This is a genomic window from Parabacteroides sp. D25 (assembly GCF_000307475.1).
Lineage (GTDB): Bacteria > Bacteroidota > Bacteroidia > Bacteroidales > Tannerellaceae > Parabacteroides > Parabacteroides distasonis.
Genome location: NZ_JH976510.1, coordinates 51,001 through 68,578 on the forward strand (window position 1 = coordinate 51,001; position 17,578 = coordinate 68,578).

General features: G+C 46.8%; 15 protein-coding genes. 2 read left to right on the forward strand and 13 right to left on the reverse strand.

Annotated features, from left to right (window positions below; translation table 11 throughout):
• Nucleotides 1–17: 17 nt before the first annotated feature.
• Nucleotides 18–1,190, reverse strand: a complete 1,173-nt coding sequence (locus HMPREF0999_RS20445) for a glycosidase (RefSeq protein ID WP_005855202.1) — start codon at nt 1,188–1,190, stop codon at nt 18–20.
• Between the two features lie 100 nt (nt 1,191–1,290).
• Complete coding sequence (locus tag HMPREF0999_RS20450; protein WP_005855204.1) at nt 1,291–2,397, reverse strand: glycoside hydrolase family 26 protein; 1,107 nt, start codon at nt 2,395–2,397, stop codon at nt 1,291–1,293.
• A gap of 256 nt (nt 2,398–2,653) precedes the next feature.
• Here HMPREF0999_RS20450 and HMPREF0999_RS23355 point away from each other — a divergent pair, with 256 nt between their 5' ends.
• Nucleotides 2,654–2,803, forward strand: coding sequence for a hypothetical protein (locus HMPREF0999_RS23355; RefSeq protein WP_309567981.1), 150 nt, complete (start codon nt 2,654–2,656; stop codon nt 2,801–2,803).
• A gap of 212 nt (nt 2,804–3,015) precedes the next feature.
• Here the strand turns inward: HMPREF0999_RS23355 and HMPREF0999_RS20455 are convergent, their stop codons facing one another.
• The 10 genes from HMPREF0999_RS20455 to HMPREF0999_RS20500 all read right to left on the reverse strand — a co-directional run bounded on the left by HMPREF0999_RS20455 (nt 3,016) and on the right by HMPREF0999_RS20500 (nt 14,478).
• Entirely contained in the window at nt 3,016–4,482 is a 1,467-nt protein-coding gene (locus HMPREF0999_RS20455) for a TolB family protein (protein WP_009276796.1), read from the reverse strand.
• A gap of 6 nt (nt 4,483–4,488) precedes the next feature.
• Nucleotides 4,489–6,258 carry a DUF6057 family protein gene (locus tag HMPREF0999_RS20460; protein WP_009276797.1) on the reverse strand — a complete coding sequence of 590 codons (1,770 nt, stop codon included), beginning with the start codon at nt 6,256–6,258 and terminating at the stop codon, nt 4,489–4,491.
• 7 nt (nt 6,259–6,265) lie between these two features.
• Nucleotides 6,266–7,738 (reverse strand): TolB family protein, encoded by a 1,473-nt coding sequence (locus HMPREF0999_RS20465; protein WP_009276798.1) that lies wholly within the window; start codon nt 7,736–7,738, stop codon nt 6,266–6,268.
• Nucleotides 7,735–9,300 (reverse strand): DUF6057 family protein, encoded by a 1,566-nt coding sequence (locus tag HMPREF0999_RS20470; RefSeq protein WP_009276799.1) that lies wholly within the window; start codon nt 9,298–9,300, stop codon nt 7,735–7,737. Before HMPREF0999_RS20470 ends, HMPREF0999_RS20465 begins: the two co-directional genes overlap by 4 nt.
• Complete coding sequence (locus HMPREF0999_RS20475) at nt 9,284–9,886, reverse strand: DUF4369 domain-containing protein (RefSeq protein WP_005855217.1); 603 nt, start codon at nt 9,884–9,886, stop codon at nt 9,284–9,286. The genes HMPREF0999_RS20470 and HMPREF0999_RS20475 overlap by 17 nt, the downstream gene beginning before the upstream one ends.
• Nucleotides 9,887–10,070: 184 nt before the next feature.
• Entirely contained in the window at nt 10,071–11,198 is a 1,128-nt protein-coding gene (locus HMPREF0999_RS20480) for an aspartate aminotransferase family protein (protein ID WP_009276800.1), read from the reverse strand.
• 14 nt (nt 11,199–11,212) lie between these two features.
• The gene (argC, locus tag HMPREF0999_RS20485; RefSeq protein WP_009276801.1) at nt 11,213–12,181 is read right to left on the reverse strand and encodes an N-acetyl-gamma-glutamyl-phosphate reductase; all 969 of its coding nucleotides are present in this window, start codon (nt 12,179–12,181) and stop codon (nt 11,213–11,215) included.
• Complete coding sequence (locus HMPREF0999_RS20490) at nt 12,178–13,377, reverse strand: argininosuccinate synthase (RefSeq protein ID WP_005855223.1); 1,200 nt, start codon at nt 13,375–13,377, stop codon at nt 12,178–12,180. Before HMPREF0999_RS20490 ends, argC begins: the two co-directional genes overlap by 4 nt.
• 38 nt (nt 13,378–13,415) lie before the next feature.
• Nucleotides 13,416–14,009, reverse strand: a complete 594-nt coding sequence (locus HMPREF0999_RS20495; protein WP_009276802.1) for a GNAT family N-acetyltransferase — start codon at nt 14,007–14,009, stop codon at nt 13,416–13,418.
• A gap of 28 nt (nt 14,010–14,037) precedes the next feature.
• Nucleotides 14,038–14,478 carry an arginine repressor gene (locus HMPREF0999_RS20500; protein WP_005855227.1) on the reverse strand — a complete coding sequence of 147 codons (441 nt, stop codon included), beginning with the start codon at nt 14,476–14,478 and terminating at the stop codon, nt 14,038–14,040.
• A 381-nt stretch (nt 14,479–14,859) separates the two neighbouring features.
• Here HMPREF0999_RS20500 and HMPREF0999_RS20505 point away from each other — a divergent pair, with 381 nt between their 5' ends.
• Complete coding sequence (locus HMPREF0999_RS20505; protein WP_009276803.1) at nt 14,860–15,651, forward strand: M48 family metallopeptidase; 792 nt, start codon at nt 14,860–14,862, stop codon at nt 15,649–15,651.
• A 45-nt stretch (nt 15,652–15,696) separates the two neighbouring features.
• Here HMPREF0999_RS20505 and HMPREF0999_RS20510 read toward each other — a convergent pair whose 3' ends face one another.
• Entirely contained in the window at nt 15,697–17,505 is a 1,809-nt protein-coding gene (locus HMPREF0999_RS20510) for a MutS family DNA mismatch repair protein (protein WP_009276804.1), read from the reverse strand.
• Nucleotides 17,506–17,578: the final 73 nt, after the last annotated feature.

Here is a 17,578-nt window from a genome sequence, read left to right on the forward strand (position 1 = left end):
TGAGTGGTTTTTGTAGGTTATTTCAGGAGTGGAAGATTTCGATCGATTAGCTTTTTCAGCGTCTCGACAGATGCGGTCGTAGTCAGCCCGTCGGCCGGAGTGTTCATGCAGTAATCTACCAATTTATCGATTGTGGATACAGCCACGTGCATACGGGTATCGGAAGACGCATAGTAAATATACACGGTTCCATCCTCATCCGCGATCCATCCGTTAGAGAATAAAACGTTGGATACATCGCCGATCCGTTCCTCATTTTCCGGAGCCATGAAATAGCCGGCGGGTGTGGCGATAGGTCTCGTGGGATCTTCCAATGCGGTCATATACATATAAAGCACGTAACGTAATCCGGCGGCGCATCCCCGTACGCCATGGGCGAGATGTAACCAGCCTCTCGGTGTCTTGATCGGGTGGGGGCCTTCGCCATTTTTCACTTCCTTGATCGTATGGTAGTAACGTTGGTCGATGATGGTTTCTTCCTTGACTTCGGCGTGCGTGATATCATCAATCAAGGCCCATCCGATACCACCGCCACTTCCTGCGTCGATAAATCCGTCTTGGGGGCGGGTGTAAAGGGCGTATTTGCCATTTACGAATTCCGGATGTAATACGACGTTACGTTGTTGGCTCTTGGTCTTTAAATCCGGGAGACGTTCCCAGTTTTTCAAGTCTTTTGTCCGGGCGATAGCTGCCGTGGCGGTTGCCGAGGATAGATCTCCGGGAGCTGCGTTCGGGTCATGGCGCTCGGCGCAAAAGATTCCGTAAACCCAGCCGTCTTCATGAGCGGTTAGGCGCATGTCGTAAATATTCGTGGCCGGGACAAGATCGTCCGGCATGGTTACCGGGTAATCCCAAAAGCGGAAATTGTCTACTCCGTTCGGGCTTTCGGCTACGGCGAAGAAGGATTTACGGTCGCTTCCTTCTACACGTACCATTAATATATATTTGTCATTCCATTTGATCGCACCGGAGTTCATGGTTGCGTTCATGCCGATGCGTTCCATCAAGTAGGGGTTTGTCTTTTCATTTAAGTCATATCTCCAGAAGATCGGGGTATGCGCGGCTGTCAGTACAGGGTGTTGATAACGGGTGAAGATTCCGTTTCCGTCTTCTAAAGGGATATTTTTCCGGCTTAACAAGGTTTCGTGTTTAGCGAAGAGTTCGTTTACTTTTTCTTGAAATTGTTCCATGATGTTTTTGCTTTAAATGATATTATCAGATGGTGGGAGACGGGGCACGCCCCGTCTCTACAACTGGATATGACGTGATTTATCTGGTTTATGTATGATGTTATTTATATAGGTTGATATCGGAGGCGAACAATGTTTTCGGATTTTCAAAGAACTTCTTGAAATCCTCGGCAGAGGCTTGTCCGGGATAAGGGCCAAAAAAGTGAGTGACTTTTTCACGGGCGTTTCTCCATACCAATACATAAGCGACCGGATATTTCTCCATGGCAGGCAGCAGGGTTCCCGTCCACCATGTGGAGTCTGGTACCCCTTCGTAGCCGGTCTCCGTGATCGCTATGATCTTATGGTTGGCTTTGCCTATGCTGTCTATTACGGAAAGACTGGTATCCATGCTTTTCAAGAAGAAATCCTTATCTTCCCGTTGGTAAGCGTCGAAGCCTAGGACGTCGATCAAGTCATGTCCGGGGTAACGTTCCAGATAAGACGCTTGATCCCGCGGCTCCGTACCTGTGGAATAAGCGTAAACGATCTGGTCTGCCGCTCCGTGAGCGTTTAGATAATCGGCGGTCATTCGCCATAGCGCCTTGTATTCATCCGTGGTACATAAATTCTGTCCCCACCAGAACCAACTTCCGGTGTGTTCGTGCCAAGGACGGAATAGGACGGGAATCTTGGTGCCATCGCTTGTTTTCAAGGAAAGGATGAAATCATTCACTTTGCCTAGCCAACTTTGGAATTTCTCATAGTTCTCCCCTTCCGGAAGGATCGATTTCACGACAGCATGGTCTGATACGTCCCAAGCGTCCCCTCCGGTTTTAGGGTTACGGGGATGCCAACTTAAAGATACCAAGCCTCCCCGGTTATATTGGTTGATGATTTCCTTGCGTATTTTCTCGAAAGGTACTTTATCAAGGCTTTTATCTCCCCCGAGTTCGATCTCTCCAAGATCAAAGCTGATAACGGCCGGATAATCGCCGCATACTTTTTGCACGTCTGAGCCTCCTTCGTCAAATTCCCATCCGATCCCATAAACCGTATCATCGTGATGTCCGAACATGATTCCTTTTTGTGGAGTCGCACGTAGGTTCTCTATTAAACGTTCTCTCGGCGAAACCTGTTCGCTTGTCGGTTCTAGTCCTTTCTTCGACGGTGAACAGGCGATTAGTGCCCCTAGGCATAACATGGTAATTAATTTCGTGTTCTTCATGATAACTGTCTTTCTTTATGAACGCAAATGTAAGAGGTATCGGGCAGACAATCTAGTATTATTTTATCTGATAGCGATATTATTTTCATTTTAACCGGAACGGTTGTTTGATTTGGAATTCATTGTTATCTTTGTGCATGTTAATTAATCAAATAGAATGACTATGGGAAAATGGAATGATTTACAAGAACAAGTGAAGGAAGGGAGAGAATGAGAGAAAGCCCGAAAGGAGAATTTGGGAAAGTTCTTTTATGATTTGGCGAAACTGACTTTTGCGGGTGTAGTTATATGTGGGGTTATCCCGTTGTATAAGAATCCGAATGATTTTTCACAGTGGGTAATGCTCATAACAGGTTTAGGAGGTACAGGAATGATTGCGGTTTGTGCAAATAGAATATTTAAATAATAACAGATATGAATAACATGACATTTTTGTTTTTAATTATTATCGTGGTAATGGGGATATTTCTTGCATGGACTTATACCAAATCCGGTAAGAAATGGCTGAAGAACCTATAGCGAACATCTAGATATAGAACTATACCCAATACACGGATCTTATGGAATTATTTATTTTTTCTATAAGATCCGTGTATTGTTTTTGGTAACCCTTGGTTTCTAGTTCCCAACTTGAACCTGTATACGCTCTTTTGAAGTTATCCTCTTCTCAAATACTTTCGTGTCCAGCAGAATAGGGGCATTGACGAAATCCGGGACATTATAGGAATAGACAGAGCGATCGTAATAGGTTTCCGGATCTTCCTGGGGAAGGAGAAAGGGCTTGCTTATCTTGCCATTCTCATCCATGCTTGCCAGATAAAGGTGGGTATAAAGGCCGTCACCCCGGCGGCTACTGAAGACAAACCAGCGGGAGTTGCTACTCCAGTTGTGAAAGCTTTCGGTATCATCGCTATTTACTTCGGATAGCTCGCGGAGGTCTCCGCTTGTCAAGTCCAGTAACCATAGATTCGCCTCTTTATGCCAGATCGAAAAGTTTCCGTAATCGGATAAGGTGAACATAATATATTTGCCGTCATAGGAAGGGCGGGGAAAAGATACGCTTTTCCCTAAAGCCTCAGCGTTCACCAACGTATCGATACGGCTCCCGAATGTACCGGCAGAGGGATCAAAATCGATACTACATAAATTATATCTTATCTCTTTATATTCTTCGGGAATCTTTTTAGCTTCGGCGGAACAAAAGTAAAGCGTACGACCATCCGGGGAGAACGCAGGGAAGGTCTCGAACCTGTCTTTCTTTTGCAAAGAATCGCAAAGGAGTAGACGATGATCTGCCGGATGGTAAACGACTATATCAGATTCCAAATCCAATACTTCTACCCGCTCGTCCTTAACCGTATGGAACGATTGTCGGGTGTTGTTCGTGGAATACGCTATATATTCGCCTCCGGGATGCCAGTAGGGATAGACGCAAGCGGCGATTGTCTGATCTGTTTTCGTGTTGAGGTATTCATCCTTATTGTCGGTTCTCATAAAAGTGGCTCCATGCGTTCCTCGGATGTGAAGACTGAAATGGCTCGGGTCCGTACGGTTAAAGGCATGGCAGTTTACGCACATACCTTTGACCAGCGTGTTTTCCACCAAAGGTCTTTCTTTATGAGACGATAGATCACGCTCATAAATACCCATACGGCTGTAGACTTCATAACCGGGAGCGATCTTTCGGTATACTAAGCCGTAATCGATCGGGTGGGGGCTGATGTACATGGGGAAAGGTTTGTAAGTACTCCATTTACCCTCTTGCTTGATACTGACAGTAAAGAGTAAACTATCGCCTTGATTGGAGATGAGCAGTTGTTTCCACTCTTTTTCCGGGAAATTGACATGCTTCGCGTTTATATGCACCTCTTTGCCTTGGCACCCTTTTACGATAACATCTATCCGCTCATAGGAGGTATCCGTATAAGAGAAATTCATAGGTGCTATCGTGGCGGGTATTGTCACCCCGATATAATCCGGATAGATGGACGGGTATTTCTCTATTTGTTCGGGGGATACTACCGAATCCCCACAAGCGGTAAATAACGCTATACATATACTATATAATAAGATAAGCTTTCTCATGGCCGTTTATTTTCTGAATAATAAGTAATACCAAAATGTCTTCTCGTATTTTGGGCGAAGGATAGGCTCGGAGTCTTTCTGCGTCATATAAACACGGGCGAACTCGCTTACCCCTTCCAATACGTTGCGGGAGATGCTCCAAGGAAGGCCTTGGAAATTAGGATGCTGCTGTGTCCAAATGAAAATCAATGCCTCTTGATAAGAGATGGGTATGTGGTTATAGCCCAGATCTTTTCCCTGCGGATAATATTTCATGAAACGTTCCAGATCCTTCTTTTGCAAGACATAGGCTAACATATACTCGAAAGCCATCCGGTTACTTTTGTTATGTTGCAGCAATAAGCCTAGCATGACATCCATTTCCGTGTCGCTGAACAAGAAATCTTCTGTATATCGGGCTTTTCTCAACCATCCCCATTCGGGATGCTTCTCTATCTTTTCATCGTTATTTAGATAGCTCATGGCGTTGGTCGCCCATTTCTTATAGAACAAGGTATGCTGCAAAGCCCGCAGGTATTTGGCGGCGACAGCGTATTGTCCATTGATCAAGTTGGTCTCGGCCAGACGCATATAGGCACGTCCGCTTTTCTTATAGTCGGGGATAGCCTCCATCGCTTCGAACATATAGCGTTGTGAGGAGTTGATCATTCCCAGATGATAGAATATCTCGCTGGTAGGGAGCGGTGAGGTGAAATCTCTTTGGAAGGTGGGGATCAATCCTTCCGTTCCATTTTGGTAGAAATGGAACATGCGATCCCCTAATTGCCCGGTCTTGGCGAGAGCCAGATTTAAGCAGGTCACGGAGAAAGGAGAATTAGGCTCTTTGTTTTCCGCCGCCTTGATGATCTGGTTCCATTGTTTCATGCGGGTGAGGTAGTCGTATTTCATAGCCTCCTCCTTATCCGAATTGCTGGCGGCATAGATCCATGTGCCACCACCGATAAGGAGCAGGGTGGAGATAATACCCATCCATGCCTTAGTGCTCTTTACGGGTGGGGGAAATAAAGCAAGTGCCCCGGGGGTTATGGCAACGGTAGCAATAACAAGTAACAGGGTGTTGGGAACGATCATGGGGAAACGATAATAATCGATGCCGGTCATGAGGCTAAGCAATGGATATTGCGTAAGGCTTTGTGCCAATAGGGGGCATAGGATTCCAAGCAAGATGTAGATAGGAATCCATATATAGGATTTGTTGGATACGATTGGTACGGGTTTGATGCAATGCCCGATTGCTACTCCGATAACGAAGATGAAATAGGCCCCACCACCTACGATCCAGTAGAGTACCGGCATTATTAGGAGCGTATAGATTATTCGTCCCCATGGATGAGTGATTTTTCGCTGGATGATTAAGGCGAAGAGGGCGAGAGTTATGGAGACAGGGAATGCCAGCAGGGCATTCTCATCACATAAAAATACCCAGAGCAGGATAGAGGGGAGAAAGCTGAACGGATACCAAAAGTCGGAAGTCCCCATTTGTTTGGCCAGCCAGTTTATTTGCCGTTGGATAAGCACGAGAACGATCGCCAAGATAGTAGCCCCTGCCCAAGCGAAATAATAGAACTGCGTCAGGAACTCCGCTATATATTCAGCGATACCTCCGGGATGGAGACATTTGTCGATTCCATATTCCGGCGTGAACAGGAATAACTGGAATTGCTCGTGGTAATGTAAATGATGAGGATAATAAAGTCCCCAAAACAGGCAAATCGCACAGCCGAATAATAAGGAGGCGATTCCTCTTATGTATCTATATTTACGTGTATTTTCCATGATTCTATTATTTAAAAGTCTCAGCTTCCTCGTCGTAGTAGATCTCTTGTACATCTTCAGCGTCGAAAGGAAGCTCGCTAGTGGATAATTCAGGTATATTATAAGATTTCAACGTGATATCGTAATGTTCCGGATCCTCTTGCGGGAGTACGAACGGTTTATAGGCTTTTCCCGTACTATCCACGTAAGAGAAATAAGGCTTTCCGTATAGTCCGTCATCCCGCTTACTGGCAAAGACAAACCAATGGCTGTTAGAGGACCAGCTATGGTAGGTATCCGATTTATCGGAGTTGACGGCAGGTAAGGTATCTATTTTCCCGGTCTGGAGGTTCATCATATGCAGGTCTGTTTCTCGGTGCCAGATCGGGAAGGTTCCATAATCGGCTACCGTGAAAAGCAGGTATTTACCGTCGGGCGATATCTTGGGATGGCAGGCGGAGCCATTATGCTTCTGGGCATCCCATACGGTCTCGATCCGTTGGCCCCATTCTTTGGTATCTTTATGGAAAGATATGCGGCATAGGGAATATTTTAGGCTATGGATGCTATCGGGCAACGGCTGGATGGGAGCGGAGCAATAATAGATCCAGTTCCCATCGGGCGAAAAGGTAGGGAAGGTCTCTAACTCATCCTTCCGGCTAGTCAATGGGGAGGTGATGAGTTGTTTCTTTCTGAAATCGGCGACCACTAGGTCGGAGGTTGTGTCATAGACTTCCAACCGCTTACTTCCTAACGAATGAAAAGCAGGGATGATAATATTCGTGGAAAAAACGGCGAACTGCCCCGATGGATGGAAATCGCCATAGACAGCCCCATTCGGCAGACTGTCGTTGCTCAATTTCAACTTCCTCAAATGTCCGTTACGGTTCAGCAGGGTGCCTCCTTGCTTTCCCCGTAAATGGAACATGGATAAACTTCCTTTCTTATTTCCGTAAATATGGCAGTTCATGCAAGAACCGTCGGTATCTTTGTTGTCGGCAATAACCCGTTCCTCGAAGGTATTGATCTCCCGCTCGCATAATTGGATCTTGTTCCATACCTCGTAGCCGGGTTCTATAAGCCGGTAGCTTATGTAACTATCCAGTTTCTCCGGAACTACTTGCCAGTAGAAAGAGGGGTAACGAAACCATTTACCCTTGATACGGGCGACTACGGTTATTTGCAGGCGGTTGCCCACTTCCTGCTCTAAAAGGCTTTCCCATAGGTTTAAAGGGAAAATAGCTTTCTTTCCGAAAGATAATTGTATCTCTTTTGATTTCCCTTTTAAGGTTACTTGCATAGCGTCCGCATCGTTTCTCAATAAGAAGTTGAGAGGGGCAATATTCGTGGGAATCATGATATCCGTATAATCGGGATACATGGGGATTGGGTCTGTGGTATCCTCTATTTGCTTCGGGGTAGGGGTACATCCTGCCAGCAAGCAGATTATCCAGACGAGGTAATAGGTTATGTTCTCTTTCATGATTCTTGCTTCTTTCATGGCTTACTCTCCTTTCCGGGCTCTGTGGTCGCAAAATGATAATAGAACCAATAGGTCTTGCCGTATTTCTCTTTCAAACTCGTGTCCTTTGCCTCATAAAGCCGGGTATAATCGGCGAATTCTTTCGCTATCTTTACCGGGATTTGGTATTTTATAAGCTCTTCCGCACGGATATTACCTTGGCGGGCGAGATGGATCAGCAGGGCCTCGGCGAAAATGGAACTAGAGACCTTACCCGGTACATAATCTTCTACAAAAGAACGGAGATCTTTAGAGAGTAAATGATAGCAGAGTAAGTATTCGTAAGCACGGAGATTGCCGGCGTTCGAGGCGACTAAGTTCCGTAAGGAAGTCACGGCATCGTTACCGGAACGTAGATGGTCTTGGGTCGGGATGTCTCTGCGTTTCTTCTCCAGCCACTCCTTTACTCGCGGGGTTTGCTGACCGGGTATTCTCTTTTCGGCCCAGCTTTTATGAAGGAGTGTCTTGTCTAATATACGTAGATATTTAAGAGCTGCCTCATCATCCCCATTGACCAGATTGATCTCAGCCAGCCGTTTGATCATACGGCTACCCGAATTGCGGGGAGAGAAGATCATACTTAGCATGGCGCAATGCTCGGCCATGGTCATATCTCCTAACGTAAACCATAACTCGTTAGCGAATAGGATAGAGAGAAAAGAAGCGGATGGGTTCACGGGGAGGATCAACCCATTCGTACCCGGTTGATTCCACGCTAGGAGGTTCCGGGAGAGAGATACGGGTGAGTTGATCTCGGACGGATGCGTGGCATTGTACAGGTTCCGGTAATAGGTCACCCAAAGGATTTGGCGGTCTGTCTCGAGATGTTTCCTCATCTTTTGTATATTTCCGAAATAATGTTCCACATCGAGGCTGAGTACATACTCCCGGTCGAGATCCGGCTTACTCCACCAAGTGGTAGCGGGATATTGGGTCGCTGGAAGAAGTAATATACCTGCCGCAAGCAGGGCACTTAGCTTTTGATGGTGCGCTATGATTCCGGCGGCCAGCATAAGGGCCAGACAGAGCCATGCCCCGTACCCGAAGCACCAATAGCAAAGAAGCATGGCGGGAATGCAGGTAAGAAGACGTTGCCCCTCAGTTTGGCTCCGGCTATATAACAGGAAAACACCTTCTGCTCCGATCAAGGAGAGAGTCGCGGATAACGGATAGGCGAGTCCGCAAGACCTTCCGGCCTCCCATAATACAAGTAGTATCATAAGAGGAAGGGCGTATCTCTTGCTGACGAATTGCCGGAATGTCTGATAGGTAAGCAGGGCAAATAAAGTTAAGACAACGCTTAGGATGAACGGGCCTCCCCCGATATAATAAAAGAATTGCGTGAGGAAATCGCCGGTGAGACAAGCCAGCCACGCTTCCTCCTGAAAATATCCACGGAGAAACTCGCCGCTGTACAAGAACAGCATCATTTGCTCTTTGTGGAACAAATGATAGGGGTACATCCAGAAGAAGAAAGCGAAGATCGCTATCGCCAGTACCGCTAGCGTGATCGACAGATCCTGTTTAATGATTCGCTTCATCCAGTTCCTTTCGTAGCTCTTCGGTCAAGGAGGTTTTTATCATCTTATAGAGGAATTTCCCGACCGTTTGGTTGATATGTTCTTTCATGAACGCATAATTAAAAGCTTGCGTCTCTACTCTCAAGGAATCCCATGTCTGCTTGATGCGGATGGAATCTTCCGGCGAGCAAGTCTTAAGCGCTGTCCATAGGGCATAGGATTCGCTATCGGTCTTTTGCTTCCGGTCTTTCCAATGCTGCAAGGCGTCGTTTTGCGGTGTACCGGAGGCCGAGCTGATGGAGTCTATCCGTACTGAGGTCACACCCGGTTCCGTTACGACCAGTAGCTCTTGGAACTTGAGACGCAAAAGGATGCGCATACGGAGGACTTTCATCTCTTCTCCCGTTCCTTGGAAAGTAAACCGTGCGTTCTCTATTCTCGTAGAATCGATATTTTCGATTGAGGCGTTTTCCATGGGTGCCAGATAAATCCATTCCCCATCCTGCTGTGCGGTGGGTAGGGTGCCTTCTATGATGTATTTGGAATCGTTAGATTGACAGGCAAATAGGCACAATAAAGTGAATACTCCTATAAATAGATATTTCATCGATCGTGTTCATTAGTAATTAGAGACTCAAAGTTTAGACTGCGTAAAGTTAGTATTTTTTCGGAAAAGGGAATGATGTTTTTTTGACAAAGGGTGATACTTAATTTACGTCGCTGTTGGGGAGGAATGGAAAAAAGGAGGACACTAATTCAGACATCCTCCCTTTTTATGAAATAAAGAACAATTAAGCGTTTAGGACTTTCTTGAAGCGACGGATAAATTCCTTGGCCTCATCCATCGTCAAGCAAAGCGGAGGAAGCAGACGGATCGTATGGGTTCCGGCTACACCCGTGAACACTTTCTCCTCAAAGAGAAGTTTGCTACGTACTTCCTTGATAGATTCCTCGAACTCGATACCGATCATCAAACCACGGCCCCGAATTTCCTTGATACCCGGAAGTTTATGAAGCTCATCCAATAAATAGGCACCCACTTTCGCCGCGTTATCAATCAAACGCTCGTCTTCCATAATATCGAGAACGGCGATAGCGGCCGCGCAAGCCAAATGGTTACCGCCGAAAGTAGTGCCGAGCATACCATAAACCGGCTTGAATTTCGGGCTGATCAATAACCCACCCATCGGGAAGCCATTGGCGATACCTTTCGCTACTGAGATCAAATCCGGCTTGATACCGGCATATTGATGCGCGAAGAATTTACCGCTTCTTCCATATCCGGACTGGATCTCATCCAAGATCAGACAGGCATCATAAGCCGTACACAAGTTGCGTAACTTACGCATAAAATCATCCGTTGGTAACTGGATGCCACCTACACCTTGGATACCTTCGATGATCACGGAAGATACATCCCCCTTCTTCAACTCTTCCTCTACGGCGGAAGCGTCGTTCAATGGAAGATAAGTAACCGCTAGATCCTCATTTACCGGAGCGATGATCTTTGGGTTATCCGTGACACGGACGGCGGCGGAGGTACGCCCATGAAAGGCGTGCTTGAATGCGATCACCCGCTTCTTGCCATTATGAAAAGAGGCCAGTTTTAACGCGTTCTCGTTCGCCTCCGCTCCGGAGTTGATCAAGAACAACGAATAATCATCGTAGCCGGAAGCCTTCCCTAGCTTATCCGCTAATTTTTGTTGCAAGCTATTGATAACCGAGTTCGAGTAAAAGCCTAATTTATTTACCTGCTCGGTAATCGCCTTTACGTAAGTAGGGTGGCTGTGACCCACCGAGATCACGGCATGGCCGCCATATAAGTCGAGGTACTCGTTTCCCTCGCTATCCCATACATGGCATCCTTTGCCTTGTACGATCTCTATATTAAATAATGGATATACGTCGAATAAATTCATCTTTATAGTATTTTTTAAAACGCAGAGGGTTTTAAGTGTAAGCCAACCGTCTCCTCCAACCCGAACAATAAGTTCATGTTGTGGACCGCTTGGCCGCTAGCGCCCTTCAATAAGTTATCGATCATAGAGATAATAAGAAGCTTATCATCTATTTTCTGTAAGTGGATCAAGCATTTATTCGTATTTACCACTTGTTTCAAATCCGGGTTCTTATCAGTGATAAACGTGAAGCTGTGATCATCATAATATTCCTCATAAATACGTCGGATCTCTACCAAGTCGATCTTGCAATCGATGTATGTCGTGGCGAATATACCACGGGAGAAATTACCGCGTACGGGGATGAAGTTGATCCGGCTTGAATAGCTCTTCTGCAACTGGCTCAAGCTCTGGTTGATCTCGGCCAAGTGCTGATGCGTAAAAGGCTTATAGATTGATATGTTGTCGTTGCGCCAGCTAAAGTGAGAGGTGGAAGAAGGCTTCACGCCCGCTCCCGTAGAACCCGTGATGGCATTGACATGCAAGTCGGAATTCAGCATCAAGTGCTTCGCCAACGGCAATACGCCCAATTGGATGCAAGTAGCGAAACAACCGGGGTTCGCTATATGCCGGGCGTTGCAAATTCGGCGGCGGTTTAATTCCGGCAGGCCGTACACGAAATCGTGCTCCGGGCCTTCGATCCGGTAGTCCATGCTCAGGTCGATAATCTTCACGTTCTCGGGAACCGTGTGGTTCTCCATGAACTTTTTCGTATCGCCATGAGCGGTACAGAAGAACAGAAGGTCGATGCTATCTAACGGCAACTCGCTGGTGAACACCAAATCCGTCTCGCCATAAAGACCACCATGCACGTCCGTGATCTTGTTACCGGCGTTACTGCTACTGTTTATAAATGTAAGCTCGGCATCAGGGTGGTTTAGGAGCAGGCGGATCAATTCACCCGCCGTGTAACCCGCTCCGCCTATAATTCCGCATTTAATCATATCTCTTCGTCTTTATGGTTCGTATAATAAACACGCAACGGAGTAGAAAGAACCTTGATGAAGCCCTTAGCGTCCTCGGCGGTCCAGCCTTTCTGCATCTCTCCGTACTCACCGAATTTCGTCTTTACCAAGTCGTCCTCAGATTCTACGCCAACGGTAGAGAAGGACAACGGACGAAGCTCCAGAATAGCCGTACCGTTCACGTTGCGCTGAGACTCTTGCAACATCGCCTCGATATCGCGCATCACCGGTTCCAGATATTGGCTCTCGTGCAAGAACATGCCGTACCAGTTCGCTACCTGATCCTTCCAGTATTGTTGCCATTTGCTCAACGTATATTTCTCTAGGAAGCGGTGCGCCCCGATAATCAACATAGGAGCGGCAGCCTCGAAACCGACCCGTCCCTTGATGCCGATGATCGTATCGCCCACGTGCATATCACGGCCGATACCGTAAGCGGCCCCGATCTCCTCGATCTTCTGGATAGCGGCGATCTTATCCTCGAACACCTCACCATTCACGGCATGAACCTCACCGTTCTTGAACTCGATGCGCAATTGCTCGCTGCCAGTCTTCTCCACCTGTTTCAAATATGCGCTCTCGGGCAATCCTTGCGCGGAATCAAGAATCTCGCCGCCGCAGATAGAGGTTCCCCAAAGACCTACGTTATAGGAATATTTCAACTTCGTGAAATCGGCCTCGAAACCGTGCTCCTTCAAGTAGTTGATCTCTTCCTCGCGGCTCAAGGCCATATCGCGGGTCAACGTGATAATCTCCACGTTCGGAGCCAATACCAAGAAAGTCATATCGAAACGGATCTGGTCGTTACCGGCTCCGGTAGAACCATGGGCGATAGCGTCGGCGCCAATCTCGTTTGCGTAGCGGGCGATCGCCAAGGCTTGGAAGATACGCTCGGAGCTTACGGAGATCGGATACGTACCATTACGCAGCACGTTTCCGAAAATCATGTACTTCAAGCTCTTCTCGTAATACTCTTTCGTAACGTCGATCGTCACGTATTTCGTGGCGCCTAGCTTATAGGCGTTCTCCTCGTTTTGTTTCAATTGTTCCTCGCTGAAACCACCTGTGTTAGCGCAAGCGGCGTATACCTCGTATCCTTTCTCTTTAGCCAGATACATGACCGTGAATGAGGTATCCAAACCTCCGCTGAACGCTACTACTACTTTCTTCTTCATCGTTTCTCTATTTTATGTTGTTTTTCTATCGTATTAATTTAGTCCTTTTTAGTCTGATTACGTGCCTCCCGCTCTCGTTGCGCACGATGCGGATCGGCCGGGTCGAACAGCATGGCTGTGCAGATGCAATACTTACGTTCGGTGCGTTCCAAGATATCGTGGTTCACGCAACCGTTGCAACCCCGCCAGAAAGCCTCATCGTCCGTCAAGTCGGAGAACGTAACCGGTACATATCCCAACTCGGTATTCATCTTCATCACGGCAGCGCCGGAGGTAAGGCTGAATATCTTCGCCTTCGGCCAGCGCATGCGGGCAAGCTGGAAGGTCATGTCTTTGATGCGTTTCGCTATACCCAAGCCCCGGAAATCCGGATGCACGATCAAGCCGGAGGTAGTCACGTACTGCTTGTTTCCCCATGACTCGATATAACTAAACCCGGCGAACTCGTTTCCCGCCAAGGCGATCACCGCTTTGCCCTCTTTCATCTTCTGGGCCACATACTCGTGCGTACGTTTGGCGATACCCGTGCCCCGGACTTTAGCGGCAGACTCGATCGTATCTAGGATCGTATCCACATATACCTCGTGAGAGGCATCAGCGATCATAACATCAATTTCTATTTCTTGTTCCATTTTATTGTTTATTCTTAGTTTTTTCCTTTTATATAAAATGTGATAAAGCGGCAATCACCTTCTCTTGGCTCACACCGTTGCGGGGGATTACCAAGATCGTATCGTCTCCGGCTATGGTGGCCAGTATCTCGCTGGGGGCATGGGAGTCTATGTCCGAGGCGATTCCCATGGCGTAACCCGGTCGTGTTTTCACCACCGCTAAGTTTCCGGAAAACTCGATATTCGGCTTTTTCTTGCCTTCAGGCTGTGCTTGTTTGCTTATACTCTCTTCGGGAAGGCGATATACATAATCTCCGTTTCCGTCGTGTACCTTGGCTACTTTCAGTTGCTTGATGTCGCGGGAAAGCGTAGCTTGCGTAACCGAGAATCCGCTATCTTCCAACTCTTTAAGCAGTTCTTCTTGATTACTTATCACCTTCGTTTGTATAATACCGCAAATGGCATCCAATCGTTCCTTCTTTGTACTCATGTTGTATATTTATGCAAAACAGGCTGCAAATATAAAGAGTATTGTTGAATAAATATACAATCAAGGGCTTTTTTTTCTGATATAAGTAGGGGGTAAGGGATTTTCCTGCTTAGCTTAGGTTTAATCACTGTAAGTGTTAGGCATTTCATCTATTTATATTCGTCTTCTATCAGCCATTGGATGATCATGCAACAGCTGTTAGAAGATCATCTACCAATTGGTGGATGATCATGCAACGGATGATAGATGATGAATGTCATTCAAAGGAAAGGCTAATACTTCCTATAGAAAGAACGAAAGGGTGTGGTCGTTTTGAACAAAATGGTAGTATCTTTGCGTTATTAAAAAGAGAGTATCAGGTTTAATTTCAAGTAAAAGGATATGAGAAAAATAGCAAGTTTATTCGTGGCCTTGCTTTTATTGGCAGGCTGTTCCAGCGTACCGTTGACAGGACGTAAGCAAGTGCTGTTGGTTTCGGACCAAGAGGTGTTATCGTCCAGCCTTACCCAGTATAACGATTATATAAAGACGGCGAAAAAATCGACGAACGTGAACAAGAGCGCTATGGTAACCCGGGTCGGAAAGAAGATAGCCGCCGCTACGGAGGACTATTTGCGGGCGAACGGGATGGCGGATGAGGTAAAAAACTTCTCTTGGGAGTTTAATTTGGTGAATGATCCGCAGGTGAACGCCTTCTGTATGCCAGGCGGCAAGATCGTGGTGTACGAGGGATTGCTGCCATTGGTTTCCTCGGACGATGAATTGGCGGTAGTCATCGGGCATGAGGTCGCCCATGCCGTAGCTAAACACAGCAATGAGCGTATGAGCCAGCAACTAATGGCCCAATACGGGGCGGCTATTTTAGGTGCGGCCGTAAGCAATAAGAGTGCGGCGGTACAGCAAGCGGCCAATACGGTATATGGTGTGGGAGCGCAGTATGGCGTAATGCTTCCTTTCTCCCGTAAGCACGAGTCGGAAGCGGATTATATGGGATTGGTATTCATGACTATGGCGGGATACAATCCGGACGTGGCAGTCAACTTCTGGCAAAAGATGTCCGCCGGAAAGAGTGGCTCTACGCCGGAATTTATGAGTACGCACCCCAGTGATGCCACTCGTATAGCGGAAATCCAAAAAGTCCTACCCGCAATCAAAACCAAATACAAAAAGTAGTTGGCAGTTGACAAGTGACAGTTATTTTATCACTTGTCTCAATTTTCAATTAAACAAGATTCCCATCTTGTTCATTAAGAAACAAGCATTCATATTCTGGGCTATTCCTTCTCTTAGTTGATAAGAGAAGGATAGCTCCTCGTCTTTTATATCCGCTTCGAAGCGGTAATTCTTTATTTGTTCCGGGAACTCTTCCTCCAAAGTACCCAACACTAAATCGTGGGTGGCGATGATGCCGCAAGCCTTATAAGCGACCAGCTGTTTCATAAGGGCAAGAGAGCCTTTCTGCTTGTCGATAGAATTTGTTCCCTTCAAGATCTCGTCCAAGATGATAAATAGCTTCTCCCCGTTTTGCAGCCTGTCGATAATCATTTTCAGCCGTTTCAACTCCGCGAAGAAATAAGACTCGTTGCTAGCCAAGGAATCCGAGGTACGTAAGCTGGTAACCATGTGGGCGGGATAAACCGTCAAGGAGGCGGCGCAGACCGGAGCGCCTACGCAAGCCAATAAGTAATTGACACCGATCGTCCGGAGGTATGTACTTTTTCCGGCCATATTCGCTCCGGTGATAATCAGGAACCAAGGACTTTTGCGGATATCGATATCGTTCTTTACGCAGACTTCCCGGTTCAAAAGAGGATGTCCCAAAGCCTTGCCTTCCATCTGGAAATAAGTGTCGGCAATCTCCGGATAGATGTATTCCGGATGGTTGAAAGCGAAACCACCCAACGAGTTCAGCGCGTCGAAACGAGCCAGCGCGTCGAACCAAAGCGGAAGTTTATCGGAGTAAGTCTGAATCCAGCGTTCCAAAAGGATGGCATGGCGTGTATCCCGCAAGTAGAAGAGATTGAAAATGATACCCGCCAAACTGAATCGTTGGTCTAATCCTCCGATATACGACGACAAGCGTTTGATAGCATGCGAGGCCAATTCCTTCTCATTCGCTAATTGCCCGCTGATCTCTTTCAGCTCTTCCGACTGGAAATTATCTTCTTCCACACATTGCATCAGCTTTGAGTACCGATTGAAAATAGACTCCATCTTATTGACGGTCGCGTAAAGCGCATTGATTTCCTTGGCTCGTCCGTAAGCGATCACTAACGTGATTAAGAAATAAATATTCAATAAACTCCCGCTGATCCAATCCAGCGAGTAAGCGATACCCAATACGATCCACAACACTGGGACCGCCCAGATCAATAGTTTCCACGGTAGGCTATCAACGAATTTATGCTTACGCTGAGTGAGTCGGTCCATAAAGTTGATATCGTTGTCTCTCGTATCTTGCGTGTCCTGCCGGATGATTCCCGTCACATAGAAATGCTGCCGTAAGGCGGATAAAGTCGCTAATTCCTTGACAGCCTCTTGCCGTTTGACGATCTCCTTCTTATCCGTCAAGGGATTCGAGAGCCAACCGGCCAGTCGTTCCCGCCCGAACCCGGTTACGGTACGATTGAGCGATTGAAACAAGGAGCGGTCTCCAAACACATCCAGATCCAAGCAGAAAGAGTGCTCGCCCGAGATCTTATCGGCCGCCCCGTCGAACGCACTGAAATCATAGTCCAGTCCTTTTAGCTCATCCTCGTTCAGTTTGATCAAGGTCTCGGCGTATACTTTTCGTGCGTACATTTTATTATGGTACCACATCAGGAGCGCGAACGGGATGATATAAGCGAAGGTGATCCCTGTCAGCCATTGCCAACTCTCATCCCTGAATATCCATAAGGAGAGGATCGCTCCCACCACTAAAGCCAACCGGATACTCCCCATCAAATGGATCTTCTTTTTCAAATTACCCAAGCGCCGTGTATAAGCGTCGATATTTTCTTTGTAATAACTATAGATTTCTTCCATAGCCGCGAATATAGGAAAAATGAACTAACCTCTTGAATTTTGGTTTATATATTATATTCATAGGTGAAATGAC